This is a genomic window from Streptomyces sp. MspMP-M5 (genome assembly GCF_000373585.1).
Taxonomy (GTDB): Bacteria; Actinomycetota; Actinomycetes; order Streptomycetales; family Streptomycetaceae; genus Streptomyces.
Genome location: NZ_KB891951.1, coordinates 51,051 through 76,181, shown reverse-complemented (window position 1 = coordinate 76,181; position 25,131 = coordinate 51,051). Strand labels below are relative to the sequence as shown.

Sequence of the window (25,131 nt, the reverse complement as noted above, 5' to 3'; positions counted from 1 at the left end):
GCCGTCAGCCGACGGCGGTGGCGGTGGCCTCCCGGACCCGGTCGCGTGCCTCCTCCCAGGGGACGGGGGTGGCGACCACCGCGCGCAGCGCCCGTATCTGGCGCGGCGGCAGGGCGCAGGCCAGTACGCCGACGGCCCGGCCGGCGCGGCCGTAGAGGGCGACGGCGCGGCGGGCGTCGCGGTCCAGGACGGTGGTCTCCACCTCGTCGGCGCCGGCGGTCAGGCCGTACGCCTGGAGCTTGAGGCCGTACTGGTCGGACCAGAAGTAGGGCACGGGGGCGAAGGGCCGGCGCTCCGGCGGCTCCGCGCCCTCGGCCGCTTCGGCTGCGGCTTCGGCGGTCTCGGCGGTCAGCTCGGCGACGAGGTTGCGGGCGGCGGCCATGGCCTGCTCGGTGGCGTTCATCCGGTGCTCGAAGCGGAGCGGGCGGCCGTGCACCGGGTGCTCCCAGCGGGCCACGTCGCCCGCGGCGTAGATGCCGGGGGCGGCGGCGCAGTAGGCGTCGCAGCCGAGCCCGTCGGTGGTGTCCAGGGCCGGGTCGGCCAGCCAGCCCACGGCGGGCTCGGAGCCGATGGCGAGCAGGACCAAGTCGGCGGGGAGCACTGTGCCGTCGGCCAGCCGAACGCCGGTGACCTGGGCGGCTGGCCCGTCCGTCGCGTCGGCCGCGTCCGTCGCGCCCGTTGCGTCCGTCGCGTTCCCGGTGGTCTCGAACGCGGCCACCTCCCCGGTCAACAGGCGGACGCCGCGGGCCCGGTGCTCCTCGGCGAGCAGTTCCCCGATGCCCGCGCCGACGGCGGCGGCCATCGGCACCGGCTCCCGGCCGACGAGGGCGACGTCGTGCCCCAGCTCGCGGGCGACTGCGGCGGCCTCGCAGCCCAGGACGCCGTTGCCGACCACGACGAGGCGGCGGGGGCCGCCGGACAGCCGGTCGCGCAGGGCCAGCGCGTCGTCGAGGGTGCGCAGGGTGAAGACACCGGTGAGCCCCTCGGCGGCGGGCAGGGTGCGGGCCGCGACGCCGGTGGCGATGATCACGCCGGCGCAGGCCAGGTGCTCGCCCCCGTCGAGGGTGAGGGTGCGGGTGGCCGCGTCGAGGGCGGTGGCGCGGGTGCCGAGCCGCAGGTCGAGGCCGAGCGGGGCGAGCTGCTCCTCGGTGCGCAGCATCAGCTTGGCCGGCTCCCAGGCGCCGTGCAGCAGCTGCTTGGACAGCGGCGGCCGGTCGTACGGGAGGTGCGGCTCGTCGCCGATCAGGATCAGCGGGCCGTCCCAGCCGGCCCGGCGCAGGGCCTCGGCGGCGGTGATACCGGCGGCCGAGGCGCCGACGACGGCGATCGGACAGTTCGTCATTCCTGCACCTCGATCACGGCGGCCGGGCAGATGGCGGCCGCCTCGCGGACCGCGGCGTGCTGCCCGGCGGGCGGCTCGGCGTCGAGGAGGACGACCACGCCGTCCTCGTCCCGCTGGTCGAAGACCTCGGGGGCGATCAGCACGCACTGGCCGGCGGCGCAGCACTTGTCGGCATCAAGGGTGATCTTCATGGTGTGGCTCCGTGGGCGTGGGTCGGATCGGTGGGTCGGCCGGGGTGGCCGGTGCGGCCGGGGTGGCCGGTCACCAGGTGACGGGCAGGGAGTGGCAGCCGTAGATGGCCATGTCGGTGCGGAAGGGGATCTCCTCGACGGGCACGGCGGGCCGCATGGCGGGGAAGCGGCGGAGCAGGGTGGCTATGACGACCTGGAGCTCCACCCGGGCGAGGGCCTGGCCGAGGCACTGGTGGATGCCGTAGCCGAAGGCGACGTGGTGCTGGGCGTTGGGCCGGGCGAGGTCGAGGCGGTCGGGGTCGTCGAAGACGCGGTCGTCGTGGTTGGCGGACGGGACGGCCGCCACCACGCCCTCACCTGCGCGGATGAGCTGCCCGCCGACCTCGATGTCGGTGGTGGCGACCCGGCGGGGGCCGTTGCGGATGATGCTGTGGTAGCGCAGCAGTTCCTCGACGGCGCCGCGGATCAGCGCCGGGTCCTGCCGCAGCCGCTCGGCGGCGTCCGGGTCCTGCATCAGCGTCAGAGCACTGAGGCCGATCATGTTGGCGGTGGTCTCGTGGCCGGCGATCAGCAGCAGGGCGGCGAAGGCGGCGACGTCGTCGTGGCTGATCTCGCCGGTGCGCTGCTGCTCGACGATCAGCCGGCCGAGGATGTCGTCGCCCGGCTCCTGCTCCTTGGCGGTGACCAACGCGTCCAGATAGTCGCGGAGTTCGGTCCGGGCGGCCTCGCGCTCCTCGTCGGTGACGGTGCGCGAGAGCAGTGTGCCGGTGAGCCGCTGGAAGATGTCGTGGTCGTCGTAGGGGACGCCCAGCAGCAGGCTGATGACGAGCGAGGGGACGGGCAGGGCGAGCGCCTCGACCAGGTCGACCGGCTCGCCGGCGCGGCGCTCCATCGCGTCGCACAGCTCGTCGGTGAGGCGCTGGATCTCCGGGCGCAGGGCCTCGACGCGCTTGACCATGAACTCGCGGGTGACCATCCGCCGGAGCCGGGTGTGCTCCGGCGGATCCATGCGGATGAAACCGCGGTTCTTGGTGTTGGCGCCGCCGGTCATGCCGCTGAGCGGGTAGCCGTGGAGGGTGGTGTCGGAGCTGAAGCGGGTGTCGCCGAGGATCGCGCGGATGTCGGCGTAGCGGGTGGCCAGCCAGGCCCAACTGCCGTCGGGGAGCGAGATCTTGGAGATCGGCTCCTCGGTGCGCAAGGTGCCGAACTCGGCCGGGGGGTGGAAGGGGCAGCCGCTGGGAGGTTCCACGGGCAGCGGTGCCGGGGCGGCGGGGACTGTCGTGTCGATCATCTCGGTCATCTCGCTCCTCGCGCGCACACCGGTCGGGTGTGCGCCATGAGTCGATCCTTCGCCTAACGAGCGTAAACTTACATGCGTAATGATCGGGTAAACGCCGCGGGGTCTCCGGCGGAACGTGAGGAGCGGAACACCCGCGACCGCCCGGCGGCGGATACGCAACAAGGCCCCGGCCGACGGTGCGGCCGGGGCCTGAGAGGGGCCTCGGGGGGTGGCGAGAAGCGAGAAGAAGGGAGCGCCGGAGGAATGCGCCGGGGTTCGGGCAGGCGCCGACGTTCGGGCAGGCGCCGGGGTTCAGCGCTCCAGCAACAGCTGCAGCAGTTCCTCCACGAACCCGTCCAGTCGGCTGGTGTCCTTGCGGCTCGGCATGACCTGCCAGATCATGACCCGGCCGTGCACCGCCGACCACAGCAGATACGGCGCCTCGGAGCGCGAGCCCCGCACCCGCCAGCCGGCCTCCTCGCAGGCGGTCAGCGCGTGGTGCCAGCTGCGCACCAGCAGCCCGGCCGGGTGCCCGGCGAGCCGCTCCGGGCCGACCGGGGTCTGCCGGGTCTCGTAGAGCAGGCGGTAGTTGGCCGGGTGCTCGATGGCGTAGCGGCAGTAGGCGCGCAGCTGCGCGCGCAGCCGGGCCACCGGGTCATCCTCCTCGGCCTGCCCGGCGGCGTCGGTCATGGCGTGCGCCAGCCGCTCGTAGCTGACCTCCAGGGTGGCCCAGACCAGCTCGGTCTTGTCGGCGAAGTGCCGGTAGATGCTCGGCGCGGCGACCCCGGCCTCCCGGGCCACCGCGCGCAGCGACAGCGCGTCCTCGCTGCCGACCTCCTCCAGGAGGCGCTCGGTCGCCCGCAGGAGTTCCTCCCGCAGGCGCTCGCCCTGCCCACGCGGGTTGCGGGGCCGGACGGCCGCACTCTCGCCCACTGCCCTCCGGTCCTTTCCTGGCCTGGCCGATCTGCTCGTCGACGGGGACGTCGCCCCTTCACCAGGGTTTCACACCGCGGCGCCGGCCCGTACCGGAGGACCACACTCCACTCCCCCCGACCCGGCTCCGGGCCGCCGCCCGGCCCGCAGCCCAGCCGGTCGATCTCGGCGCGAACGCCGTCATGGCGGCGGGTCCGGGCGAGAGCCAGCCCCCGCACGAGGACCGGAACGGCCGCTTCCCGTCGGGCGGCCCGGTGAGTGAACGATCAGCGTCGCGCCGTGAGTGTCGCAGCGGAACGCATGGCCACCGAGCGGCTCCATGTCATGCCAGGCGAACGGGCAAAGGGGCCGCTCCTCGCACGCCACTTCCACTTCCGCCTCGGCTCCCGCCTCCACCTCCGCAGCCGCCTCCGGTTCGGTCGTCTGCCGGGCAGCGGCGCGGCGGGCTAGCGGCACGGTCGTCCCCGGCCGTCGGTCTTCTTGCCGCCGTTCGGGCCCTCCGACTGTTCGTTCCGCTTGGCGATCTTCCGGCTCACGTCGTCCGGCCGGCCGCTCACCGGCCCGCCGCCTTCAGGTGCCGGAGCAGGTGGGCGGCCCGACTCGGGATGAGCTGCGTCGGCGCACGCCCGGTACGACGTGCGGGCAGGACCGGCCATGGAGTCCTCCTTACCTCTCCGTAGCGCTTCCGCTACCGGGAGCACCCAGCGTGCTCTACAGTCAGGAAGTCCTCAACTTGCGCTGAATGAGGGGGGAGTTGGAATCGGCATGGTCAATCGCAGGGAACTCAACCCCGACGAGTCGCCCAACGCGCGCTTCGGGGAGCGTCTACGCAGGCTACGGGAGGAACGAGGGTGGACCCAGGAAGAGTTGGCAGACCGGACGGGGTACTCAGATACGCACGTCTCCGCCGTAGAAACTGGCCGCCGTTCCCCAACTCCCCGGTTCGCGAAAAGTTCCGACAACGCGTTTGGCACGGGCGACCAGCTTGAACGTCAGAGCCGTGCGGTCCGGGGCAGCGCCTTGCTGGAGGGGTTCCCCGAGTTCGTTGACCACGAAGGCGGCGCAGTGGAGATCCGCTTGTACGAGGTAGGCGTCATCCCGGGGCTGCTCCAGACGCCGGAGTACGCATCGACGCTCGCCAAGAGCGCGGTCAAGCGTGGGGCGATCACGCTCGATGAAGCCGATGAGCGGGTCTCGCTTGTTGCCAAGCGGCAAGCGGCGATTGCCCGTCCGCACCCGCCCATGGTCCTGGCCGTATTGGACGAGAGTTGCCTCCGTCGGCCCGTCGGAGGTCCCGCCGTCATGGGCGCGCAGTTGGCACGGCTTATCGAGTTCGCGGAACTGCCGCACACTGTGCTTCAGGTGGCTCCGTTCGACATGGGGGAAGACAGGCCGTTCACCCTGCCGATCACGGTGTTAACGCTGCCGGACTGCTCGTTCATGTCCTATGCCGAGTCAGCTCAACGAGCCCATCTTGAGCGGGAAAGCGCCGCAGTGCTGCCCATACTGACGGCCTACCATCAAATGCAAGCCAACGCGCTGCCTCAGGCCGCGTCTGTGGCCTTGATCGAACAGCTTCGAAAGGGCACCCCGTGACCGAACCCTCCCCTCGATGGATCAAATCCTCATACAGCGAGAACGGCGGCCAGTGCATCGAGGTCGCCACCAACCTTGTGCCCTCTCATGGCGTCGTCCCGGTGCGGGACAGCAAGACCCCGACGGGGCCCACGTTCGCCGTCCCCGCCGAGTCCTTCTCCGCGTTCATCGCGGCCGTGAAGAACGACGCGTTCGACGCGTTGTAAGACCGCAGAGCGCGCAGCGTGCAGGGCACAGAGCACCAGCTGAGCGGCCCCCTTCACCGCGAAGTGACGGCGAAGGGGGCCGTTTTATCTGCCCATGGTCAATCCGGCCTTGTTCGCGTGCCTGCTCAGTACCAGTTGGCGGATGCGTCGGCGGATGGGCTTGAGGTCCGGCCGGCCGGCCTTGATCGCCTTGTCCACGTCGAGCACGCGGCCCGCACGGGCGTCCCACCACAGCGGGACGAATTCAGCCTTGGTGATCTTCCAGCGACCGCCCGGCGCGGTCGGCGGGGTGAAGGTGAACCGTGCGGCGGCGCTCATCCTTCCGTTTCCGTCGTGGTGGGTGCCTCCCATGAGGTCGCCCAGTCCGTAGGCGACCCAGGTACCGCTGTCGTGCATCTCGGCCGCTGCCCGTCGGCCGTCCGGGGTCCGGGCGACCCAGGTGCCGTGCACCTTCTCGAACGGCTGGGGGGTGTGGGTGTGGCTGCCGACGATCAGGTCGATGTCGGGGCGGCCGTCGGTGCGGGCGGCGGCGAGGATGCGGGCCAGGCGGCGCTGTCGGGCGTCGGGGGCGGTGCGGTACTCGGTGCCCCAGTAGGGGCTGACGACCACCACATCGGCGCCGGCCCGGCGGGCCGCCCGGGCGTCCGCGAGGATCCGCCCGGAGTCCAGGGGGCTGATCGCCCACGGCGCGTCCTTCGGCGGGCGGGCGCCCTCGGCGTCGTAGGTGTAGGCGAGGTGGGCCACCACGGCGCCGCCGGGGACGCGCAACAGGGTGGGACGGGCGGCCTCGGCGGCGTTCCGGGCAGTGCCGGTGTGTCGCAGGCCGACGGTGTCCAGGGCGTCGAGGGTCCGGCGCACCCCGCCCTTGCCCTGGTCGAGGGCGTGGTCGGTGGCGGTGGCGCAGGAGTCGAAGCCGGTGGCCTTGAGGGCGGTGGCGACCTGTGGCGGGGCCTGGAGTTCCGGATAGCCGGTGAACGGGCCGTCGAGCGGGCCGAGCGGCGCCGCCAGGTGGCACAGCGCCAGGTCGGCGGTGCGGACGACGGGCGTGACACCACGGAGCATCGGCCGGAAGTCGTAGCCGCCGGCCATCGGCGCGTCGTCCTGCGCCGTGTCGAGCGCCTCCGGGTGGGCGGGGATGACGTCACCGGTGGCGACCAGGGTGAACGGCCGGGCCGGGACGGTTCCGGCGGCCCGGGTCCCGGGGCGGCGGGACGGGGCGGACGGAGCGGCGGGGCGGCGGGACGCGGTGTGCGTGGGGGCGGATCGCGGTGCGGGCGGCCGGGCGTCCGGCAGGGGGCCGCAGCCGACGGCCAGTGCGGCGAGCAGAACGGCTAACGCATACCGGGTGAACGCACTCATGCCCGACAGATATCAGTCGCTTCGGGCCGGAAATGACCGTATGCGGTGGTGTCCGGCGCTCTCCCCCGGACGGCCGACCGAACGGGCGGAAGACGGGCGGATGCGCCCAGCCGTCCCTGTGGGCCGGGCGTCTCCCGGCCTCCTCATCCGCCCCATGCCGCGAGCCCGCCCGGACGGCCACAACACGCCTGGCCCGCAGCCCGGTTGGCCGACCATCTGCGTCAACGCACTTACTCCCCCGGCCCGTTGGGCGAGGCAGGCCGACCGGGCGCGTCTAGGGTGGCTCGGTATGAACGAGGAACCGCTTCATGTGACGGTGTGGGACGAGGGGCTGCCCGGTGCGCCGCGGGCGCTGCTGGTGCACGGCACGATGAGCTGGGGCACCGAGTGCTTCGCCGGGCAGCGGCCGCTGGCCGGGATGTTCCGGCTGGAGCTGGTGGACCGGCGCGGCTTCGGCGACAGCCCCGACGTCGAGCGCAGCGACTATGCGGTGGACGCCGAGGACATCGGCCGGCTGCTCGGCGAGGGGGCCCACCTGGTGGGGTACTCGTACGGCGCGGCGGGGGCGATGCTGGCCGCCGCCGCGCGTCCGGAGGCCGTGCAGTCGCTCACCCTGATCGAACCGTCGCCGCTGCGCACCGCGGCCGCGCACCCCGTCGTGCGGGCGGCGGTGGAGCGGATCCGGGCGGCGTTCGCGCACCTCGAAGGGGGCCCGGAGGTGAGTCCGGAGGAGTATCTGAGGCAGTGCACCGAGGCGTACGGGATGCGGCTGCCGGAGGTCACGCCGCGGCTGCTGCGGGCGGTCCGGTCGGCGATGCGGGAACGGCCCGTCTGGGACGCGCAGGTCCCGCTGGCGCCGCTGGCCCGCGCCCAGATGCCCAAGACGGTCGTCAACGGGACGTGGGAGACCGCGCACCCCGACTACCGGGCGTTCGTCGGCGATGCGCTGGCGGCCTGCGGGGAGTACCTCGCCGAGATGATCGGGGCCCGTCATGTGCGGGTGCCGGGTGCCGACCACGCCCCGCACCAGGACCGGCCCGAGGTCGTCAACGACGTGCTCACCCGGCTGTGGCAGAAGTGATCCGGGCGACGGCGCGCGGTCTGCGGGCCGCCGCCGCTCTTCCGCCCGCCGCACGCCGGCCGCGCACCGGACTCAGCTCACCTCGATGCCGAAGTCGGCGACCAGGGCGGCCAGGCCGCCGGGGTAGCCCTTGCCGCCGAGGACGAAGTCCCAGTCGCCGCCCGCGCGGCGGCGGAACGTCCCGAGGACCAGGGCGCGCTCGCCGGGCCGCCCGTCGGAGACCGGCAGCCGGTCGAGTTCGGTGCCGGCGGCGTCCAGCAGCCGGATCCGGGCGTCGGTGAAGCCGCCGAGGTCGCCGTCCGGGTCGGTCTCCGCGTCGACCGCGGCGACCAGGACCAGCCGGTCGGCGTCCGAGGGCAGTTCCTCGAACCGCACCCGCAGGGCCGCGCGGTCCTCCGTCACGCCGGCCAGCATCCGCACCGAACCGTCCGGTGTGGCCGGGTTGTTGAAGAAGACGAAGTGGTCGTCGTCGAGCACGGTGGTGCCCTTGCAGACCAGGGCGCAGACGTCGAGGGCGGCCGCGCCGGACCAGTTCATGGCGAGGACGGTGTGGTCCGGGGCGGGGTCGGCGGGCTCGGGGGCTGCGGGTGTGCCGGGGGTGGCGTCGCCGGGGCCGAGACGGCCGCGCAGCCCGTACCGGCCGAGCAGGTCGACGAGTTCCGGGCCGGCGACGAGGGTGAGCGGCTTGCCCTGGGCGAAGCCGTGGGCGCCGGGACCGAACTGGGAGGTCGTCACCAGCACGCCCTTGTTGGCGCCTTCGGACTGGACGGTGCCGTAGAGGTCGCGGACCGCGGACGGCGGGACGGTGTTGCGGTACCGCTTGACCTGCACCACGATCTTGCCGCCGCGGATCGGGTCGGGGTCCAGCGCGTCCACGTCGATGCCGCCGTCGCCGGACCGCTGGGTGGTGACCGCGTGCATCCCCATGGCGCGGAACAGCTCGGCGATCAGCTGCTCGAAGGCGAGCGGGTCCATGGCGAGGAGGTCCGGTTCGCCGTCGGTGCCGTGGGAGACCACCGCGCCGCCGGCGATGTCGTCCGGCCGCCGTCCGGGGCGGACCGGGGTGCGCTGGTCGGGGCGGGCGGAGAGCCGGCCGCGGAGTCCGTCGGTGAGGCAGTCGGGGGCGCTGACCTGGTCCAGGTGGTAGGAGGCGACGGCGCTGCGGGGGGCCAGGACGGTGGCGAGGAAGATCGTGGCGGGGCGGCCGGTGACCGGGTCGACGTCGTCGACGAAGCCGTTGAGCTCCACCGAGTCCAGGGCGCCATAGGTGTCGGCGGCGAAGAGGTCGCGCAGGACCAGCAGCATGCTCTGGGCGAGCACCTCGCGGTAGAGCGCCCGGCGCTGGGCGGCCGGGCGGGCGGTCTCCCGCTCCTCGTCGGCGGTGGGCAGGTAGCGGACGGCCTTGACGGCAGGGACGACGTCGTAGCCGGGCAGTTCCCAGTCGAGGACGAGCCGGCGGGCGGCGGTGTCGTAGCCGGCGCTGAGCTGGCGGGGGAAGCCCTCGGGCCAGCACGTGCCGGAGTACAGGGCGGCGGAGAAGTACTGCACGACGGCGTCCGCGTCGCCGGCGCGCAGGCCCGCGGCCAGCTCCTGGACGCCGGCGTTGTGCCGGCGGATCTCGTCCAGGGCACCGGCCGCCCACTGGTCGTACTGCCGCTGATAGGCGGCGAGTTGGGCCTGGCGCCGGGCCTCGGCGGCCTGGGCGGCGTACCAGTCCTGTTCGAAGCGGGCGCGGGCCTCCTGGCGGTCGCGGTCGCGGCGGAGTCCGGAGCGCATGCCGCCGGTGGGCACCTGGTAGCGCGCCGGATCGGGCATGGGTACCGGGGCGGCGAGTGCGCCGGGGGCGAACGGTTCGACGCGCTCGGGGCGGAGCAGGGCGGCGGCGGTGAAGGCGGGGGCTCGGCAGCCGTCGGCGAGCAGGCCGGTGAGGGCGGCGACGCGGGCCTCGATCTCCTCGGTGCGGCGGCGGGCGTCGGCCTCGCGCTGCCGGCGGTAGGCGGTCTGCCGCTCGCGGTGCATACGGGCCATGGCGCGCTCGGCGGCCCGGGCCTGCCGCTCCTGTTCCCGCTGCTGTTGCAGCCGTGCGCGGTGTGCGGCCTCGGCCTGGCGCTGCTGCCGGCGCTGCGCCTCGGCCCAGACGCCGAGTAATCCCTGGGAACTGCGGCTCATGTGATGGTTCGTCCTCCCCCCGGGGCGGCGACCCCCGGAACCCGCGGCAGCGTGGCGTCTGTGCCGGTCTGCCCTGGTCTGCTGTGGTGAGGCGACTTTAGCGGGGGCCGGGCGGCGTCGATCAGGGGGTCACCGGCCCCGGTTCGCGCCCGCGCCGCGGGCCGGCGTCCCCCAGACCACGGGGGGAGGTGCCGCGCCGGCCAGCCGCCTGGCTCGGCCGGTTCCGTGCCGGCCGGCAGGAACGCCCCGACGCCGAAGTCGGCGGTGCTGTCGTGGGTGACCGGCGGGCTGGATTCCGGCAGCACCGCCAGTACCTTGGCGTGCGCGGCCGCCACCCACGCGTGGCAGTCAACTCCCGGCGCCGGAAGGGGTGGAGGGGCGCCAGGAACGGACCGCCACACAGGTCCGGACACGGCCTTGCGTTGCCTTCGCACGTCTGTGCACGTAGTGTTGCGGACGTGACTACCGGGTCGGCCATGGGCCATGAGCGAGTGAGGCACCCGGTCACTTCGTGACCGCGCGGCGGGTGAGAGACCCGCCCCTGCCCCTCCCACCTCTTCTTTCGCGCGCGTCAGGCGCGCACCTTCTGCTCTTCTCCGCGCGGCTGTTCCGCGCGCTTCCGCTGCCCGCACCGCACCTGCCGCCGTGCCGCGCCCTGCCGCGCCGCACCGCCGTCGTCGTGCGGTCACTTCGTCCTGCCCACGCGGCTTCGCCCTGGGCACGTCCTCCCTGGAGACGCACCTTTCATGCCCCATGACTTCAACCAGCAGGTCATCGACGAGTTCCGGGCCAACGCCGGCCGGGTCGGCGGCCCCTTCGAGGGCGGCCGGCTGGTCCTGCTGACGACCACCGGCGCCCGCAGCGGCGCCCGGCACACCACCCCGGTCGGCTATCTCCCCGACGGGGACCGGATCCTCGTCATCGCCTCGGCCGGCGGCGCACCGCACCACCCGGCCTGGTTCCACAACCTGGTCGCCCATCCCCGCGTGACCGTCGAGGCCGGGGTCCTCACCTACGAGGCGGAGGCCGTGGTGCTGACCGGCGCGGAGCGCGACGAGGTCTTCGCCCGCGCCGTCGAGGCCGATCCGGGCTGGGCGGCGTACCAGGCGAAGACCCGCCGCACCATCCCGGTGGTGGCGCTGACGCCGGCGGAGGCCGGCCCGCCGCGGTTCGCCGGGGCGACGCCGGGCGCGACCGTGCGCCTCGTCCACGACGGCTTCCGGCGCGAGATCGCCACCCTCCGCAAGGAGTTGGCGGGTTCCGGCTCGGTGCTCGGCGCGCAGCTGCGGATCAATTGCCTGACGCTGTGTCAGGGCTTGGACAACCACCACACGGGCGAGGACCGGATGATGTTCCCCGCGCTCCGCCGCCACCGCCCGGACCTCGCCCCGGTGCTGGACCGGCTCGACGCCGAGCACCGGAGCATCGCCGCGCTCCTGGCGGAGCTGCGCCGGGCGCTGGCCGAGCCGGCCGCCGCGCCGGGCGGCATCCAGGCCGAGGTCGAGCGGCTGACGGACGCGCTGGAGGCGCATCTCGCCTACGAGGAGGAACAGTTGATCCCCGTCCTGGACGCGGCGACCGGCTGATCCCGGCGCACGGGCGGCGGCCGCGGGACTCATATCCGGCGGCCGTGGCCCTCCCAGTACGGGTCCCGCAGCTGCCGTTTGAACAGCTTCCCGGACTCGTCGCGCGGGAGCCGCTCCTCGAAGACCACCGTCCGGGGCACCTTGTACGCGGCGAGCCGTGCGGCGACATGGGCGCGGACCGCCGCGGCGGTGAGCGGGACCCGGGGGTCGGTCTCCAGGTGGGCGGCGAGCGCCTCGCCGAACTCCTCGTCGGGGACGCCGAACACCGCCGCGTCCCGCACCCCGTCCAGGGCCAGCAGGCAGCCCTCGATCTCCGCCGGGTAGATGTTGACGCCGCCGGAGATCACCAGGTCGTTGCGGCGGTCGCTGAGGTAGAGGTAGCCGTCCTCGTCGAGGTGGCCGATGTCGCCGAGGGTGACGTATCCCGGCCGTCCCGGGGCCTCCATGGCGGCGCGTTTGTCCGCGTCGCCGAGGTAGCTGAAGCGCGGCCAGTCGTCGGCCGGCCGGACGTAGATCTCGCCGGTGGCGCCGGGTGGCAGCGCCTCTCCGCCGGGGCCGAGGACGAGGACCTCGCAGGTGCCCTGGGCGCGTCCGACGGTGCCCGGGTGGGCCAGCCACTCCGCGCTGTCGCACCACGTCACCGCGCCGGTCTCGCTGCCGCCGTAGTACTCCCGCAGGACCGGCCCCAGCCAGTCGATCATGGCGTGTTTGATGTGCGGCGGGCAGGGCGCGGCGGCGTGCACCACGGAGGTGAGGGAGGAGACGTCGTAGCGTTCGCGGACGTCCTTGGGCAGCCGCAGCAGCCGGACGAACATGGTGGGCACCACCTGGGCCTGCTCGATGCGGTGCCGTTCGATCAGCCGCAGGAACTCCTCCGCGTCGAAGCGCGGCATCAGCGTGATGTCCAGGCCGGCCGCCAGCGCCAGGACCGCGTGCTGGCTGGGCGAGGCGTGGTAGAGCGGGGCCGGGATCAGGGTCCGGCCGCCGGGGGCGACCGCGAAGTACTCCAGGAAGCTCGCCACGGCCTCGGCGAGCAGCTCGGGGCCGACCGGTTCGCGCAGAACGCCCTTGGGCCGCCCGGTCGTTCCGGAGCTGTAGATGACGGTGGGCGGGCGGTCCCCGGCGGGCCGTTCCAGCGGCGTCCGGCCGGCCAGCCATGCGTCGAGGACGGGGAACCGGCCGGTGACGGGCGGGGCGGTGGTCCCGCAGGCCGCCGCCACGCCCGGCGGTACCGCGACCTCGACGACCCGTACGCCGTCGGGGAGCACGGCGGTCACGTCGGCCAGCAGGTCGGTGTGGGCGAAGACCACCGTGCTGCCGCTGTCGGTGAGCACGTGGCGCAGGTCGTCCCGGCGGAAGTGCCAGTTGACGGGGACGGCGGCGGCGCCGAGCAGGGCGGCGCCGGTGGTGATCTCCAGGTGCGCGGGTTCGTTGCGGAGCACCACGGCGACCCGGTCGCCGGGGGCGACTCCCCAGTCGGCCAGGCCCGTTGCGATCCGGGCGGCGCGATCGAGGAACTCCGGGTAGCCGCGGGTGTGTCCCGCGCAGCGGATGGCAGGGGGTGCGACGGATTCCATGGTGCCTCCAGAAGGGAGCGGCCAGGACCGGCGCACACCGGTCCGGCTCATTCAAGCGCCAACCACCGGGCGGCCACCAGAGCGCACCGCGCCATCCCCGCGCCGTGCTCCGATCGCCCCGCACCGGGCGCCGTCGCCGCCGGCCGCTCCTATCCTCGGGACCATGGGCAACAACGACATCCTGCGCACCCACGCCGAGGCGCTGGCGCTCTTCGGCGAGCGGGTGCACGCCGTCGGGGAGGACCAGTGGGAGGCGCCGACCCCGTGCGCACAGTGGTCGGTGTTCGACCTGGTCAACCACCTCACCGCGGAGCAGCTGTGGGTGCCGCGCCTGGTGCGGGACGGTTCCACCGTCGCCGCGGTGGACGGGGACTTCGACGGCGACCAGCTCGGGGAGGACCCGGTCGGGGCGTGGGACCGGGCCGCCGCGGCGGCGAAGGCGGCGTTCGCCGAGCCGGGCGCGCTGCACCGCTCGGTCCACCTCTCCTACGGCACCACGCCGTCCGACGCGTACTGCACGCAGATGACCGCCGACGCCGTGGTGCACACCTGGGACCTCTCCCGGGCGATCGGTGCCGACGAGCGGCTGCCGGACCGCCTGGTGAACGCGGCGCTGCGCGAGGTGGAGCCGTATGTCGACGCGCTGGCGGGTACGGGGCTGTTCGCCGCGCCCGTCGAGCCGCCGGAGGGCGCGGACGAGCTGACCCGGCTGCTGTGTCTGCTCGGCCGGCGGCCCTGACCGCGGTGGCAGCCGCCGGCCCCTGCCCCCGGAGAAGAGGAGGGGCCGGGGCCGGCGGGCACCCGCGGCGGGGTCAGTCGATGCCGCGGACGATGTGCGGTTCGACGGGATCCTCCTCGCAGCCGGCCAGACGGACCGGGCCGCAGCGGTCCCAGGCTTCGAGATTGCGGACTTCCTTGATTCGCCCTGAGCGCTCGCCCTGCTTCAGACGGGGCTGCTTGTGTTGAGCCTTGTGCACTGCCACCACGCACTCCTTCTTCGAGGTACTGGTTCCGACGCGGTGGCGCCTTGTTCACAAACCGGGAGGTCGGCCAGGGTTTGTGGCGTTCCCGCGACGGGCCAATGGTGTTGGCGTCTCCCAGGAGGGTCGTCCGTCGCCTTCCAGAATATCGGCGCCGCTCGGGGTCCGCTCGGCTTTTTCCGGTGATAGCGACACGTCGTGCGAAGGCGGAAAAAGCGCCCGGGTGCCACGGCCCGCCGCGGGCCCGCGGCCACGCTGTGTCATTCACCCGACCGGCTGTCAGCCCCCCTCTTTCGCACCGCCCGCGCGGCTCCCCGGTTGCCGGCGCGGGTCCGTTCCCTAACGTGGACAGATGGGGCCGGGGCGCGGGCCGCGTTCCGCGCGCCGTCTCCCCGGCCGGTGGCCCCGGTGCTACCCATGGGCGGGTGGAATGGTTCTCTGATCCCGGTTCATGGCTCGGGCGGCTGGTCTTCCAGCGGCTGCTCGCCGTGCTCTACCTGGTCGCGTTCGTCGCCGCGGCCCGTCAGTTCCGGGCGCTGCTGGGCTCCCGGGGGATGCTGCCGATCCCGGACTTCACCGCGCGGGTGCCGTTCCGGCTGTCCCCGTCGGTCTTCCAGCTGCACTACTCCGACCGCTTCTTCGCGGGCTGGGCCTGGAGCGGGGCGGCGCTGGCCGCGGCGGTGGCTGCCGGGGCGGCGGACGCGGTGCCGCTGGGGGCGGCGATGGCGATGTGGGCCGTGCTGTGGGCGATGTACCTGTCGATCGTCAACGTCGGGCAGACCTGGTACGGCTTCGGGTGGGAGACGCTGCTGCTGGAGTCGGGGGTGCTGGCGGTCTTCCTCGGCAACGCCGACACCGCTCCCCCGGTGCTGGTCATGTGGCTGCTGCGCTGGCTGCTCTTCCGGGTGGAGTTCGGCGCCGGGCTGATCAAGATGCGCGGGGACCGCTGCTGGCGCGACCTGACGTGCCTCTACTACCACCACGAGACCCAGCCGATGCCGGGCCCGCTCAGCTGGTTCTTCCACCGGCTGCCCAAGCCGCTGCACCGGGTCGAGACGGCCGCCAACCACGTCGCCCAACTCGTCCTGCCGGTGCTGCTGTTCACCCCGCAGCCGGTCGCCGGGTGGGCGGCCCTCGGGATGGCCGCCACCCAGCTGTGGCTGGTGCTGTCCGGCAACTTCGCCTGGCTGAACTGGATCACCATCGCGCTGGCCCTGTCGGCCGCCGCCCCGCTGTGGGGCGGCCCGCCGCCGGCACCGGGCGCCGCGCCGGTGTGGTTCGAGGCGGTGGTGAGCGCCGCCGCGGCCGGCGTCGTCGCGCTCAGCCACCGCCCGGCGCGCAACCTGGTGTCCCGGGGCCAGCTGATGAACACCTCCTACGAGCCGCTGCACCTGGTCAACTCCTACGGTGCGTTCGGCAGCATCACCCGGGTCCGCCGGGAGATCGTCGTCGAGGGCACCGAGGACGCGGTCTCCGGCCCCGACACGACCTGGCACGCCTACGAGTTCCACGGCAAGCCCGGGGCCCCGGGCCACTTGCCGCGCCAGTTCGCGCCCTACCACCTGCGGCTGGACTGGCTGATGTGGTTCGCGGCGCTCTCGCCGGGCTATGCCCGGTCGTGGTTCCTGCCGTTCGTGGCACGGCTGCTGGAGAACGACCCGGACACCCTGCGGCTGCTGCGCCGCAATCCGTTCCCCGATCTGCCGCCCGCGCGGGTGCGGGCCCGGGTCTTCCGCTACCGCTTCACGACCTGGCGGGAACTGCGGGAGACCGGCGAGTGGTGGCACCGGAGCGCGGAGCAGGAGTTCCTGCCGCCGGTGTCGCGGTCAGCTCTGCCCGGAAGGCGATGACCATCTCGCGGGCGTGCCGCAGTCCGATGCGGGCGAAGTCCCGTTCCAGGGCGTCGAGTTCGTGCAGCGTACGGGTGCGGTCGTGGCCCAGGCGGGCGCGGGCCTTGGCCAGGCCGAGCCGGGAGAGCGCCGCGCCGCGCGGCTCCTCCATCGCGCGGAACTCGCCCAGCGCCAGGGTGTAGGTGTCGCGGGCCTCGGCGTAGCGGCCGGCGCGGTAGAGGACGTTGCCGCGCATCTTGTGGTTGTAGGCGAGCGCGCCGGCCAGGTCCATGGTGCGGCAGATCGTCTCCGCCTCGGAGAGCAGGGCCAGCGCCCGGTCCGGCTCGCCGCGGACGGACAGCACGTCGGCGACGCCGCGCAGCGACCAGGCCCGGCCGCGGAAGTCGTCGGCCTCGGCGGCGATCCGGGCGGACTCCTCGAAGAGTTCCAGGGCCCTGTCGTGCTCGCCGGTGTTGCGGTGCATCTGGGCGATGCCCGACATCGCCCAGACCATGTGCCGGGCCTCGCCGTGCGCCCGGGCCTGCGCCAGGAGCTGCTCGTGCAGCTCGGCGACGGCCTCGTAGTCGCCCTGTATCCGGCCGGTCTCGGCGAGGCCGGCGAGGGAGTAGCCGTGCGCGAGGCGGTCGCCGCCGGTCTCGGCCAGCGTCACCGCGTGGGTGAGCAGCCGCCGGGCCAGCGGCAGGGCACCGCACTGGCGGGCCAGGGTGCCGCCGCTCCACAGGGCCCAGGCCATCGCGGCCGGGTCGCCGGCGGTCCGGCCGCTGCGGTAGGCGGTCCGCCAGGCGGTGCCGGCGGCGTCCGCCCGGCCCAGCCGCCGGTTGGCCTCGGCGACGGCCAGCTGGGCCCGGGACCGCTCCAGCGCGGTGTCCGCGTCGGCGAGTGTCCGGTGCGCCGTGGCCAGTACCTCCTCGTAGGAGGAGTTCACGCTCAGCGCCGAGCCCAGTTCGCCCTGGTACTCCGGGGCGAATGCCTTGCCGTACATCGATCCGCGACCTCTCGATCATGCGTTTTCCTTGGTCACGAACGTATGCAAGGTGTGGGGTGCGGCGAATCCGTCCGCGTATGTGTTTGCGCGTACGACTGGAGTGCTACGTGCCGGGTGGGGGTCATCATCGGGATGTACGGGGTTCCCGGGGTGGCGGTGGCTGATGGGACGTCAAGTGCCGTGCCCTTGCGGGGTGGTGGGGCTCGGGCCACCCTGACTGCCGGGTGGGCACCGTTCCGGACCGGAGGTGTGGCATGGGCGAGGCGGCAGAGGCGCGCGGCGGGATCGGGCGGCGGAGATTCGCCGGGGCGCTCGCGGCGGGCGCGGCCGGAGCCGCGGTGGCGGCCGGGGGCGGCGGTCCCGCGTGGGCCGGGCGGCGGCGGCCGCGGCCGCTCTTCCTGGGGACGTACACCTCGAAACCCGGGGGCGGCACCGGCATCGGCCTGGCCCGCTACGACCCCGGAACCGGCGCCCTCACCGCCACCGGCGTGCTCCCGGGCGTCCCCGACCCCTCCTACCTGGCCCTGGCTCCGGACAGCCGGACGCTCTACGCGGTCGACGAGCAGGAGGACGGCGCGGTGACGGCGGTCGCGCTGCGGCGCGGCAGTGGGCCGGTGGTGCTGGGCAGCCGGCCCACCGGCGGCGCCGGGCCGTGCCATCTGTCGGTGCACCCCGGCGGCCGGTGGCTGCTGAGCGCCAACTACCTCTCCGGGAGCGTGGCCGTCCATCCGATCGACCGCCGCACCGGGGCGCTGGGCCCGCGCACCGACCTGGTCGTCCACGACAGCCCGCCGCCCGGCCCCGGGCAGACCGGGCCGCACGCGCACCAGATCGTCACCGCCCCGGACGGCCGTCATGTGCTGGCCGTGGACCTCGGCAACGACACCGTCTACACCTACCGGCTCGACCCGCGGGCCGGGACGCTGTCCCAGGTGGCGTACGCCTCGCTGCGGCCGGGCGCCGGCCCCCGCCATCTGACGTTCCACCCCTCGGGCCGGCATGCCTATCTGGCGAACGAGGTCGACAACACCGTGGTGGTCTGCGGCTACGACCCGCGCGGCGGGCGGCTCGCGCCGGGGGCGCCGCAGTCCACCGGGACCGCACCGGGGGTCGTCAGCCATCCGGCCCAGATCCTGGTCACCGGCGACGGCCGGTTCGCCTTCCTCGCCAACCGCGGCGACAACAGCCTCACCCGGTACGCCGTCGAGGAAGGCGGCGCCCGGCTGCGGCTGCTGGACACGGTGCCGGTGGGCGGCGACTTCCCCCGGCAGATCGCGTTCTCGCCGGACCGGCGGTGGCTGTTCGCCGCGAACCAGAAGTCGGGATCGGTGACGGTCTTCGCGGTGGACGCCCGGACCGGGACGCTGGCCCGGGCGGGCGAGCCGTTCACGGCGCCGATGGCGGTCTGCGCACTGCCGCTGTGACCGGCTCCCGACTGGCCGGGCGGGGCTGAAACACTGCGGCAACAGCCCCGCAGGATTGGCACGTTAGCGTCGCGCCCCATGAGTACGGGAACGACATCCTCCGGCGGTGCCGCGCCTCACACCGCGGCGCCGCGGCCCGGCCCGGCCGACCCGGCGGCGGACTCCGCCGGCACCGGCCTGCGGCAGGGCCTCAAGCGCCGCCATATGCGGCTGATCGCGCTGGGCGGGGTGATCGGAGCCGGGCTGTTCGTCGGCAGCGGGGTGGTGATCCGGTCCACCGGGCCGGCCGCGGTGGTGTCGTTCCTGGCGGCCGGCGTACTGACCGTGCTGATCATGCGGATGCTCGCCGAGATGACCGTGGCGCGCCCGGCGCTGGGCTCCTTCTACGCGCACGTCCGGGAGACCCTCGGGCACCGGGCCGGGTTCGCGGTGGGCTGGCTGTACTGGTACTTCTTCGTCGTCGTGGTCGCCGTCGAGGCGGTGGCGGGCGGCCGGATCATCCGGCTGTGGCTGCCCGGGGTGCCGCTGTGGGCGGTCAGCCTGGTGCTGCTGACGCTGCTGACGGCGACGAACCTGGTGTCGGCCCGCTCCTACGGCGAGTTCGAGTACTGGTTCTCGTCGATCAAGGTCGTGGCGATCGTGGTGTTCCTCTTCCTGGGCGCGCTCTTCGTGCTCGGGCTGTGGCCCGGGTCCGGCGGCGGGCTGGACCGGTTGACCGCGCACGGCGGCTTCGCGCCCGCCGGCGCCGGCGCCGTGCTGGCCGCCGTGGTGCCCTGTGTCGGCTTCTTCACCGGCACCGAGATCGTCACCATCGCCGCGGCGGAATCGGTCGAGCCGGAGCGGGCGGTGGCGAACGCCATCCGCTCGATCGTGCTGCGGGTGGTGGCGTTCTATGTGCTGTCGGTCCTCGTGGTGGTCGCGGTGGTGCCGTGGACGTCGAAGGCGATCGAGGTGAGCCCGTACGCGGCGGTGCTGGACCGGCTGGCGGTGCCCGCGGCCGGCACGGTGATGAATGCGATCGTGTTGGTGGCGGTGCTCTCCTGCCTGAATTCCGCGCTCTACACCTCGTCCCGGATGCTCTTCGCGCTCACCCGCAACGGGGACGCGCCGCGCGGCCTCACCAAGGTCGGGGCGAGCGGGGTGCCGCGCCGGGCGCTGCTGGCCGGGACGTCGGTCGGCTATCTGTCGGTACTCGCGGCCTGGCTCTCTCCGGATGTGGTCTTCTCCTTCCTCATCAACTCCTATGGCGCCATTGCCCTGTTCGTCTATCTGGCGATCGCGGTGACGCAACTGCGGATGCGGCGCCGGCTGGAACGCACGGAACCGGCGCGGCTCACCCTGCGGATGTGGGGCTTCCCCTGGCTCAGCCGGCTGACCGTGGCGCTGATGGCACTGGTGATCGGGGCGATGGCGGTACTGCCGGACAGCCGGGCGCAGTTCTGGCTGAGCCTGCTCACGCTCGGTGTCGTACTGGCCGCCTATGAAATCCGCCGGCGGGTCCGGCGGAAGTAGATCCTTTCCCGGACCGGCCGTCCGCGGCGCCACGGACGGCCGGCCCTCCCCCCTCGCACCTCGGCTTCCGAAACCCCCGGAAATTCCCCCCGGAATCCCCCGGAAAATGCTGCGGAAATCCCGTCGATTCCCTCAGCATTCCCCTCGGTATCCCCTTTCTGGATTCCCGTGGACCTCTTCCGCAGAGGCTTGTCTGCGGCGGCGCGTCAGCCGCCGGCCGTCACCTCTGGCCGGAGACTTCGACGTGCAGACGGGTGCCCGGGTAGATGAGGTTCGGGTCCTCGCCGATAATCTGGCGGTTCTGCCGGTAGATTTCCCGCCAGGATTTTCCGTGGACGACGGCGATTCCGCTCAGGGTGTCCCCTGCATTGACTACCACCACACCGCCGGAAATCCGGTGCGGTGCTTTCTTGTAGGGGTGCACCTGGTGGTGGGACTGCACCTGCGGCCCGTGGTGGTGGCCGTGGGCGTGCCGGGGGACGGCCTTCGGCCGGGCCGGGAGGATGTGTACGCGGCCGCCGCGGGCTGCGCCGTGCAGCCCCAGCGAGGCCGAGCAGGCGGGCCAGGCGCCCCAGCCCTGGCGGGCCAGCACCCGTTCGGCGACCTGGATCTGCTGCTCCCGCGTGGCCCGGGAGGCACGGCCCGCGTAGGCCCCGCCGCCGTAGGAACGCCAGGTCGAGTGGCCGAACTGCAGCCCTCCGGAGAAGCCGTTGCCGGTGTCGATCCGCCAGTTGCCACCGCTTTCACACTGGGCCAGGCGGTCCCAGGTGCCGCTGTTGGCGGCTTCGGCGGGCTCCTCGGAGACCGCGCCCAGCGCGCCGGCGGCCAGCAGGACGGCGGCCGCGGTGACGCCGCGGGCCCCCCGGCCGCGCAGTGCCTCGCCGCGAGCGGCCCGGTCCGCCGGTTCGCGGGTTTCCGCCGCCCGGCACACCTGGGGTTCCGGCGATTCCTGCGTTTCCGGCACCTGCTGAGTTTCCATGTGCGTGCTCCCGTCGCTTGTGCTGTGCGTACTGAGGTGTCGCTCGCGCCGAATACCGGAGATACCGGTATTTCGGTGGGCGCGCAGAGATGTCAGCGATTTCGGCGAGTTCTGGGATTCTGAGATCTGGGATTCGGGATCGTCGGGTGTTTTTCCGGGCTGTCGAATTCGACGAGGAAGAGACAACCACGGGCCGCGTCGACACCGGCAGAGCGCGCGGTAGCGCCTCCGACGGCCGGCCTGCCCCCTCGCCATCGGAAGGGGGATGAAATCCTCCGCATGGCGCACGGACCCGGCGGGTAGGGGCGCACCCCTCGTGCCCGGGGTGCCGGATCGGGCGAGAATCGCTCATATGTTCGCCCCCGGGGGGTTACGCCCTGTGCATCCGCCCGCCTCGGTGCATACGCGCGGCGGGGGCTGCACACACCGCGCACGGCCGTCGGGGCGGTGCAACCACCCGGCCTTTACCTGAACTTGGCAGGCCGTGGCGCGGTCGCCGGCCCGCGGCGCGGCGCGAACCGGCCCGGCGCACCGGCCCCGTCCCGGGCGACCCGCTCCGTGCGCCCCCGCCCGCGCCCGCATGCCCCGCATCCCCGCGCGTCACCGCGCCGCCCGTGCGCCCCTCCACCCCGCCGACCCGCCGCCCGCGGGGGCCCGGGAGCGCCGCGCCAACGGGGTGGCACGTGCGCGGGGCAAGCGCACTGGCAACGACCAGGGCCTGTCCCGCGGTTGAGGATCTAGGGCTCTTGTGACGGGTCTCCGTGGACGCCGCGGAGATCCGTCAGAAGCGCCCTAGCCCTCGACGGGTTCCAGGAAGTGCCGGAGCAGCTCCCGGAATTCGGCCTCGAAGACGTCGTAGCGGGAGCGGAGCAGGGCACCCGGCCAGGCGTCCGGCAACAGCGGCGCGGGCAGCAGCGGGTCGGTGAGGAGGTGGCGGAGGACCGCCGCGGCGACGGTGAAGCGGTCGGCGGGGGTGGCGGCGCGGTCCAGCGCGGCCAGCAGTTCCCGGGCGTGCGCCGCCCAGCCGTCCAGGTCCCACAGGCCGCGGGCGAGCGCGGCCGGGTCGCCGTCGGGGGCACCGGTGAACCATGTGCACTGCGCGGTGGCCACCGCCGGGCGGGGCCGGTCGAGGTTGGCGGGGCGCAGCCAGCTGCCCTCGCGCAGCTCGGCCAGCCGCAGCGCGGCCATCGCCTGGCGCAGCGCGGCGCGTTCGGCGGGCGGCCGGCCGCCGTCCGCGGTGACCACCGCGATCTCCCAGGCGCCGTGCCACGGGCGGGTCCGCGGTGTGCGGCTCTCGTCCTGCCGGGCCTGCCGGGCCAGCAGCCGGGCGGTCAGCGCATAGCCGCCCGTGCTCTGGCGGAGGTCGCCGGCCGCGGCCATCCGGGAGAGGGCGACCCGGACGGTGCCCTCGGCGATGCCGAAGAGTTCGCCGACCCGTACCAGGACGCGCACCGGCAGCCGGGGCGGGTGGTGGCCGAGGAGGGTGCTCAGCACCACGGAGCGGGCGGTCAGCGGGCGGAGGGCGGGCGGGGCGTCGTTCATGGGTGCGGAAAGTCTACGGCTCGGTACCGGCTTACGGCCTTACGCTCTTCCTTCATTCGTAGGGGATCTGTAACGTCAAGGATATGACCGTCACCCATGAGGTAACCAATCAGGCCCCGCCGCTGGGGGATTTCAGCGCCGCGGACGAGCGGGCGCTGGTGGAGGCGCTGCGCCGGGAGGGCGGCGCCTGGGGCGAGCCGGAGGTGGTCGCGCTCGGCGCACTGGCCGGTTCGGCGGAGGTGCAGGACCAGGCGCGCTGGGCGGAGCAGCAGCCGCCCCGGCTGCACACCCACGACCGGTACGGGCACCGGGTGGACGAGGTGGAGTTCCACCCGGCCTGGCACCGGCTGATGACCACCGCGGTCGAACACGGGCTGCACGCCGCGCCGTGGACCGACGGGCGCCCGGGGGCGCATCTGGTGCGCGCCGCCAAGTTCTACGTCTGGTCGCAGGCCGAGCCCGGCCACGGCTGCCCGATCTCGATGACCTACGCGGCGGTGCCCGCGCTGCGCGCCGCCCCGGAACTGGCCGCACAGTACGAGCCGTTGCTCGCCGCCCGCAGCTACGACTTCGGGCTGCGCGCCCCGCTCACCAAGCGCGGTCTGATCGCGGGCATGTCGATGACGGAGAAGCAGGGCGGCTCCGACGTCCGGGCCAACACCACCCGGGCGGTGCCGGCCGGGGACGGCAGTTACCGCCTCACCGGCCACAAGTGGTTCACCTCGGCGCCGATGAGCGATGTCTTCCTGGCGCTGGCGCAGACCGACGAGGGGCTGAGCTGCTTCCTGGTGCCGCGGGTGCTGCCGGACGGCGCGCGCAACGGCCTGCGACTGATGCGGCTGAAGGACAAGCTCGGCAACCGCTCCAACGCCTCCTCCGAGATCGAGTACGAGGACGCGGTCGCCTGGCCGGTCGGCGAGCCGGGCCGCGGGGTGCGGACCATCGTCGAGATGGTGAACATGACCCGGCTGGACTGTGTGCTGGGGTCGGCGGCCGGGATGCGGGCGGGGCTGCGGCAGGCGCTGCACCACACCGCCCACCGGCGGGCGTTCGGGCGGGAGTTGGACCGGCAGCCGCTGATGCGCTCGGTCCTGGCCGACCTGGCCGTCGAGTCGGAGGCGGCCACCGTGCTGGGGATGCGGCTGGCGGCCGCGGTGGACCGCTCGCAGGCCGGCGACGCCGGGGAGGCGGCGTTGCGGCGGCTGGCGCTGGCGGCCGGGAAGTACTGGGTGTGCAAGCGGGGCAGCACCCATGCGGCGGAGGCGCTGGAGTGCCTGGGCGGCAACGGCTACGTCGAGGAGTCGGGCCTGCCGCGGCTGTACCGCGAGGCCCCGCTGCTGTCGATCTGGGAGGGCTCGGGCAATGTCGCCGCGCTGGACGTGCTGCGCGCGCTGACCCGCGCACCGGAGGCGCTGGACGCCTACTTCGCCGAGGTCGAGGCGGCGGCCGGCGCCGACCGGCGGCTGGATGCGGCGGTGGCCGGGCTGCGCAAGCTGCTCGGCGGGCTCGGCGATTCCGAGCGGGCGCAGCTGATGGCCCGTTCGCTGGCGGAGCGGCTGGCGCTGGTGCTCCAGGGGTCGCTGCTGGTGCGGCACAGCACCCCGGCGGTCGCCGACGCGTTCTGCGCCTCCCGGCTGGACGGCGAGTGGGGCCACGCCTTCGGCACCCTGCCGCCCGGCGCCGACCTCGCCGCGATCCTCGGGCGCGCCCGGACCGGCGGGGACACCGCCTGATGGCGGGCGCGGCGGACGCCGCCGTACGGGTCGAGCGGGCCGGGCCGGTGACGACGGTGGTGCTGTCCCGGCCGGTCGCCCGGAACGCGGTGGACGGCCCGACGGCCCGCCAACTCGCGGACGCCTTCCGTGCGTTCGACGCCGACGACGACGCGCGGGTGGCGGTGCTGTGGGGCGCGGGCGGCACGTTCTGCGCCGGTGCCGATCTCAAGGCCGTCGGTACCGCCCGCGGCAACCGCGTCGCGCCGGACGGCGACGGCCCGATGGGCCCGACCCGGATGCGGCTCGGCAAACCGGTGATCGCGGCGGTCGCCGGGCACGCGGTGGCCGGCGGCCTGGAGCTGGCGCTCTGGTGCGATCTGCGGGTGGCGGAGGAGGACGCGGTCCTGGGGGTGTTCTGCCGGCGGTGGGGCGTCCCGTTGATCGACGGCGGCACGGTGCGGCTGCCCCGGCTGATCGGCACGGGCCGGGCGATGGACCTGGTCCTGACCGGGCGCCCGGTGCCGGCCGCGGAGGCCCTGGAGATGGGGCTGGTGAACCGCGTGGTCCCCACCGGCACGGCCCGCGCCGCGGCGGAACGGCTGGCCGCGGAGCTGGCCCGCCTCCCCCAGGCGTGCCTGCGCAGCGACCGGGCCGCCCTGCTCGACCAGGAGGGCCGGGACGAGGAGACCGCCCTGGCGAACGAACTCCGCTACGGGCAGGCGGTGTTGGCGGAGGGGCTGGCGGGCGCGGCACGGTTCGCGGCGGGCGCCGGCCGGCACGGGGCGGCCGACGACGCCCCGTGACGCCGTCGCCGGGGTCACCGGC

22 protein-coding genes are annotated in these 25,131 nt (G+C 74.0%); 11 read left to right on the top strand and 11 right to left on the bottom strand.

What is annotated here, in order from left to right; translation table 11 throughout:
- Nucleotides 1-4: 4 nt before the first annotated feature.
- From B073_RS0136105 to B073_RS0136090, 4 genes are all read right to left on the bottom strand, one after another.
- Complete coding sequence (locus B073_RS0136105; protein ID WP_018542929.1) at nt 5-1,342, bottom strand: NAD(P)/FAD-dependent oxidoreductase; 1,338 nt, start codon at nt 1,340-1,342, stop codon at nt 5-7.
- Nucleotides 1,339-1,533, bottom strand: a complete 195-nt coding sequence (locus tag B073_RS0136100) for a ferredoxin (protein WP_018542928.1) — start codon at nt 1,531-1,533, stop codon at nt 1,339-1,341. Before B073_RS0136100 ends, B073_RS0136105 begins: the two co-directional genes overlap by 4 nt.
- A 70-nt stretch (nt 1,534-1,603) precedes the next feature.
- Complete coding sequence (locus B073_RS0136095) at nt 1,604-2,833, bottom strand: cytochrome P450 (RefSeq protein ID WP_018542927.1); 1,230 nt, start codon at nt 2,831-2,833, stop codon at nt 1,604-1,606.
- Nucleotides 2,834-3,124: 291 nt separating this feature from the next.
- Entirely contained in the window at nt 3,125-3,745 is a 621-nt protein-coding gene (locus B073_RS0136090; protein ID WP_018542926.1) for a TetR/AcrR family transcriptional regulator, read from the bottom strand.
- Nucleotides 3,746-4,024: 279 nt separating this feature from the next.
- On the opposite strand from B073_RS0136090, the gene B073_RS46960 reads away from it, so the two are divergent.
- The 3 genes from B073_RS46960 to B073_RS0136070 all read left to right on the top strand — a co-directional run bounded on the left by B073_RS46960 (nt 4,025) and on the right by B073_RS0136070 (nt 5,547).
- Nucleotides 4,025-4,195, top strand: a complete 171-nt coding sequence (locus B073_RS46960) for a hypothetical protein (protein WP_158690315.1) — start codon at nt 4,025-4,027, stop codon at nt 4,193-4,195.
- A gap of 315 nt (nt 4,196-4,510) precedes the next feature.
- The gene (locus B073_RS0136075) at nt 4,511-5,341 is read left to right on the top strand and encodes a helix-turn-helix domain-containing protein (protein ID WP_026248047.1); all 831 of its coding nucleotides are present in this window, start codon (nt 4,511-4,513) and stop codon (nt 5,339-5,341) included.
- Entirely contained in the window at nt 5,338-5,547 is a 210-nt protein-coding gene (locus B073_RS0136070; protein WP_018542922.1) for a DUF397 domain-containing protein, read from the top strand. The genes B073_RS0136075 and B073_RS0136070 overlap by 4 nt, the downstream gene beginning before the upstream one ends.
- 84 nt (nt 5,548-5,631) lie before the next feature.
- On the opposite strand, the gene B073_RS0136065 is transcribed toward B073_RS0136070, so the two are convergent.
- A complete protein-coding gene (locus B073_RS0136065; protein WP_018542921.1) occupies nt 5,632-6,906 on the bottom strand; it encodes a CapA family protein in 1,275 nt (424 codons plus the stop codon).
- A 289-nt stretch (nt 6,907-7,195) separates the two neighbouring features.
- On the opposite strand from B073_RS0136065, the gene B073_RS0136060 reads away from it, so the two are divergent.
- Nucleotides 7,196-7,987, top strand: a complete 792-nt coding sequence (locus B073_RS0136060) for an alpha/beta fold hydrolase (protein WP_037813934.1) — start codon at nt 7,196-7,198, stop codon at nt 7,985-7,987.
- 72 nt (nt 7,988-8,059) lie between these two features.
- Here the strand turns inward: B073_RS0136060 and B073_RS0136055 are convergent, their stop codons facing one another.
- Nucleotides 8,060-10,156: a restriction endonuclease gene (locus B073_RS0136055; RefSeq protein ID WP_018542919.1), complete on the bottom strand. Its 2,097-nt coding sequence runs from the start codon at nt 10,154-10,156 to the stop codon at nt 8,060-8,062.
- A 746-nt stretch (nt 10,157-10,902) separates the two neighbouring features.
- On the opposite strand from B073_RS0136055, the gene B073_RS0136050 reads away from it, so the two are divergent.
- Nucleotides 10,903-11,742, top strand: a complete 840-nt coding sequence (locus B073_RS0136050) for a nitroreductase/quinone reductase family protein (RefSeq protein ID WP_018542918.1) — start codon at nt 10,903-10,905, stop codon at nt 11,740-11,742.
- 29 nt (nt 11,743-11,771) lie between these two features.
- Here the strand turns inward: B073_RS0136050 and B073_RS0136045 are convergent, their stop codons facing one another.
- The gene (locus tag B073_RS0136045) at nt 11,772-13,319 is read right to left on the bottom strand and encodes an AMP-binding protein (RefSeq protein WP_018542917.1); all 1,548 of its coding nucleotides are present in this window, start codon (nt 13,317-13,319) and stop codon (nt 11,772-11,774) included.
- Between the two features lie 163 nt (nt 13,320-13,482).
- On the opposite strand from B073_RS0136045, the gene B073_RS0136040 reads away from it, so the two are divergent.
- Nucleotides 13,483-14,058 carry a TIGR03086 family metal-binding protein gene (locus B073_RS0136040; protein WP_018542916.1) on the top strand — a complete coding sequence of 192 codons (576 nt, stop codon included), beginning with the start codon at nt 13,483-13,485 and terminating at the stop codon, nt 14,056-14,058.
- 73 nt (nt 14,059-14,131) lie between these two features.
- Here the strand turns inward: B073_RS0136040 and B073_RS46955 are convergent, their stop codons facing one another.
- On the bottom strand, nt 14,132-14,302 hold the full coding sequence (locus tag B073_RS46955; RefSeq protein ID WP_158690314.1) for a hypothetical protein: 171 nt from the start codon (nt 14,300-14,302) through the stop codon (nt 14,132-14,134).
- 422 nt (nt 14,303-14,724) lie between these two features.
- Between B073_RS46955 and B073_RS0136030 the strand changes: the two genes are divergently transcribed.
- Complete coding sequence (locus tag B073_RS0136030; protein ID WP_018542914.1) at nt 14,725-16,149, top strand: lipase maturation factor family protein; 1,425 nt, start codon at nt 14,725-14,727, stop codon at nt 16,147-16,149.
- Here the strand turns inward: B073_RS0136030 and B073_RS42345 are convergent.
- Nucleotides 16,043-17,131 (bottom strand): tetratricopeptide repeat protein, encoded by a 1,089-nt coding sequence (locus B073_RS42345; protein WP_018542913.1) that lies wholly within the window; start codon nt 17,129-17,131, stop codon nt 16,043-16,045. The two genes, B073_RS0136030 and B073_RS42345, sit on opposite strands and share 107 nt — an antisense overlap.
- 257 nt (nt 17,132-17,388) lie before the next feature.
- Between B073_RS42345 and B073_RS0136020 the strand changes: the two genes are divergently transcribed.
- Both B073_RS0136020 and B073_RS0136015 read left to right on the top strand, forming a co-directional pair.
- Nucleotides 17,389-18,558: a lactonase family protein gene (locus B073_RS0136020; protein ID WP_018542912.1), complete on the top strand. Its 1,170-nt coding sequence runs from the start codon at nt 17,389-17,391 to the stop codon at nt 18,556-18,558.
- 78 nt (nt 18,559-18,636) lie between these two features.
- Nucleotides 18,637-20,070 (top strand): amino acid permease, encoded by a 1,434-nt coding sequence (locus B073_RS0136015; protein WP_018542911.1) that lies wholly within the window; start codon nt 18,637-18,639, stop codon nt 20,068-20,070.
- A 220-nt stretch (nt 20,071-20,290) separates the two neighbouring features.
- Here the strand turns inward: B073_RS0136015 and B073_RS49170 are convergent, their stop codons facing one another.
- Together B073_RS49170 and B073_RS0136005 are read right to left on the bottom strand one after the other, a co-directional pair.
- Nucleotides 20,291-21,049 carry a transglycosylase family protein gene (locus B073_RS49170; protein ID WP_106732065.1) on the bottom strand — a complete coding sequence of 253 codons (759 nt, stop codon included), beginning with the start codon at nt 21,047-21,049 and terminating at the stop codon, nt 20,291-20,293.
- 792 nt (nt 21,050-21,841) lie between these two features.
- Nucleotides 21,842-22,591 (bottom strand): PaaX family transcriptional regulator C-terminal domain-containing protein, encoded by a 750-nt coding sequence (locus B073_RS0136005; RefSeq protein WP_018542909.1) that lies wholly within the window; start codon nt 22,589-22,591, stop codon nt 21,842-21,844.
- Between the two features lie 83 nt (nt 22,592-22,674).
- On the opposite strand from B073_RS0136005, the gene B073_RS0136000 reads away from it, so the two are divergent.
- Nucleotides 22,675-24,324 carry an acyl-CoA dehydrogenase family protein gene (locus B073_RS0136000; protein ID WP_018542908.1) on the top strand — a complete coding sequence of 550 codons (1,650 nt, stop codon included), beginning with the start codon at nt 22,675-22,677 and terminating at the stop codon, nt 24,322-24,324.
- Nucleotides 24,324-25,109, top strand: a complete 786-nt coding sequence (locus B073_RS0135995) for a crotonase/enoyl-CoA hydratase family protein (RefSeq protein WP_018542907.1) — start codon at nt 24,324-24,326, stop codon at nt 25,107-25,109. Before B073_RS0136000 ends, B073_RS0135995 begins: the two co-directional genes overlap by 1 nt.
- The last annotated feature ends 22 nt before the right edge of the window (nt 25,110-25,131 follow it).

Excerpts from the sequence above, each read along its gene's own strand:
- B073_RS49170 (WP_106732065.1), bottom strand. The coding sequence starts at position 21,049 with ATGGAAACTCAGCAGGTGCCGGAAACGCAGGAATCGCCGGAACCCCAG.
- B073_RS0136075 (WP_026248047.1), top strand. The coding sequence starts at position 4,511 with ATGGTCAATCGCAGGGAACTCAACCCCGACGAGTCGCCCAACGCGCGC.
- B073_RS0136055 (WP_018542919.1), bottom strand. The coding sequence starts at position 10,156 with ATGAGCCGCAGTTCCCAGGGATTACTCGGCGTCTGGGCCGAGGCGCAG.
- B073_RS0135995 (WP_018542907.1), top strand. The coding sequence starts at position 24,324 with ATGGCGGGCGCGGCGGACGCCGCCGTACGGGTCGAGCGGGCCGGGCCG.
- B073_RS0136105 (WP_018542929.1), bottom strand. The coding sequence starts at position 1,342 with ATGACGAACTGTCCGATCGCCGTCGTCGGCGCCTCGGCCGCCGGTATC.
- B073_RS42345 (WP_018542913.1), bottom strand. The coding sequence starts at position 17,131 with ATGTACGGCAAGGCATTCGCCCCGGAGTACCAGGGCGAACTGGGCTCG.
- B073_RS0136060 (WP_037813934.1), top strand. The coding sequence starts at position 7,196 with ATGAACGAGGAACCGCTTCATGTGACGGTGTGGGACGAGGGGCTGCCC.
- B073_RS0136065 (WP_018542921.1), bottom strand. The coding sequence starts at position 6,906 with ATGAGTGCGTTCACCCGGTATGCGTTAGCCGTTCTGCTCGCCGCACTG.
- B073_RS0136050 (WP_018542918.1), top strand. The coding sequence starts at position 10,903 with ATGCCCCATGACTTCAACCAGCAGGTCATCGACGAGTTCCGGGCCAAC.
- B073_RS0136095 (WP_018542927.1), bottom strand. The coding sequence starts at position 2,833 with ATGACCGAGATGATCGACACGACAGTCCCCGCCGCCCCGGCACCGCTG.
- B073_RS0136005 (WP_018542909.1), bottom strand. The coding sequence starts at position 22,591 with ATGAACGACGCCCCGCCCGCCCTCCGCCCGCTGACCGCCCGCTCCGTG.
- B073_RS0136020 (WP_018542912.1), top strand. The coding sequence starts at position 17,389 with ATGGGCGAGGCGGCAGAGGCGCGCGGCGGGATCGGGCGGCGGAGATTC.
- B073_RS0136100 (WP_018542928.1), bottom strand. The coding sequence starts at position 1,533 with ATGAAGATCACCCTTGATGCCGACAAGTGCTGCGCCGCCGGCCAGTGC.
- B073_RS0136000 (WP_018542908.1), top strand. The coding sequence starts at position 22,675 with ATGACCGTCACCCATGAGGTAACCAATCAGGCCCCGCCGCTGGGGGAT.
- B073_RS0136045 (WP_018542917.1), bottom strand. The coding sequence starts at position 13,319 with ATGGAATCCGTCGCACCCCCTGCCATCCGCTGCGCGGGACACACCCGC.
- B073_RS0136040 (WP_018542916.1), top strand. The coding sequence starts at position 13,483 with ATGGGCAACAACGACATCCTGCGCACCCACGCCGAGGCGCTGGCGCTC.
- B073_RS0136015 (WP_018542911.1), top strand. The coding sequence starts at position 18,637 with ATGAGTACGGGAACGACATCCTCCGGCGGTGCCGCGCCTCACACCGCG.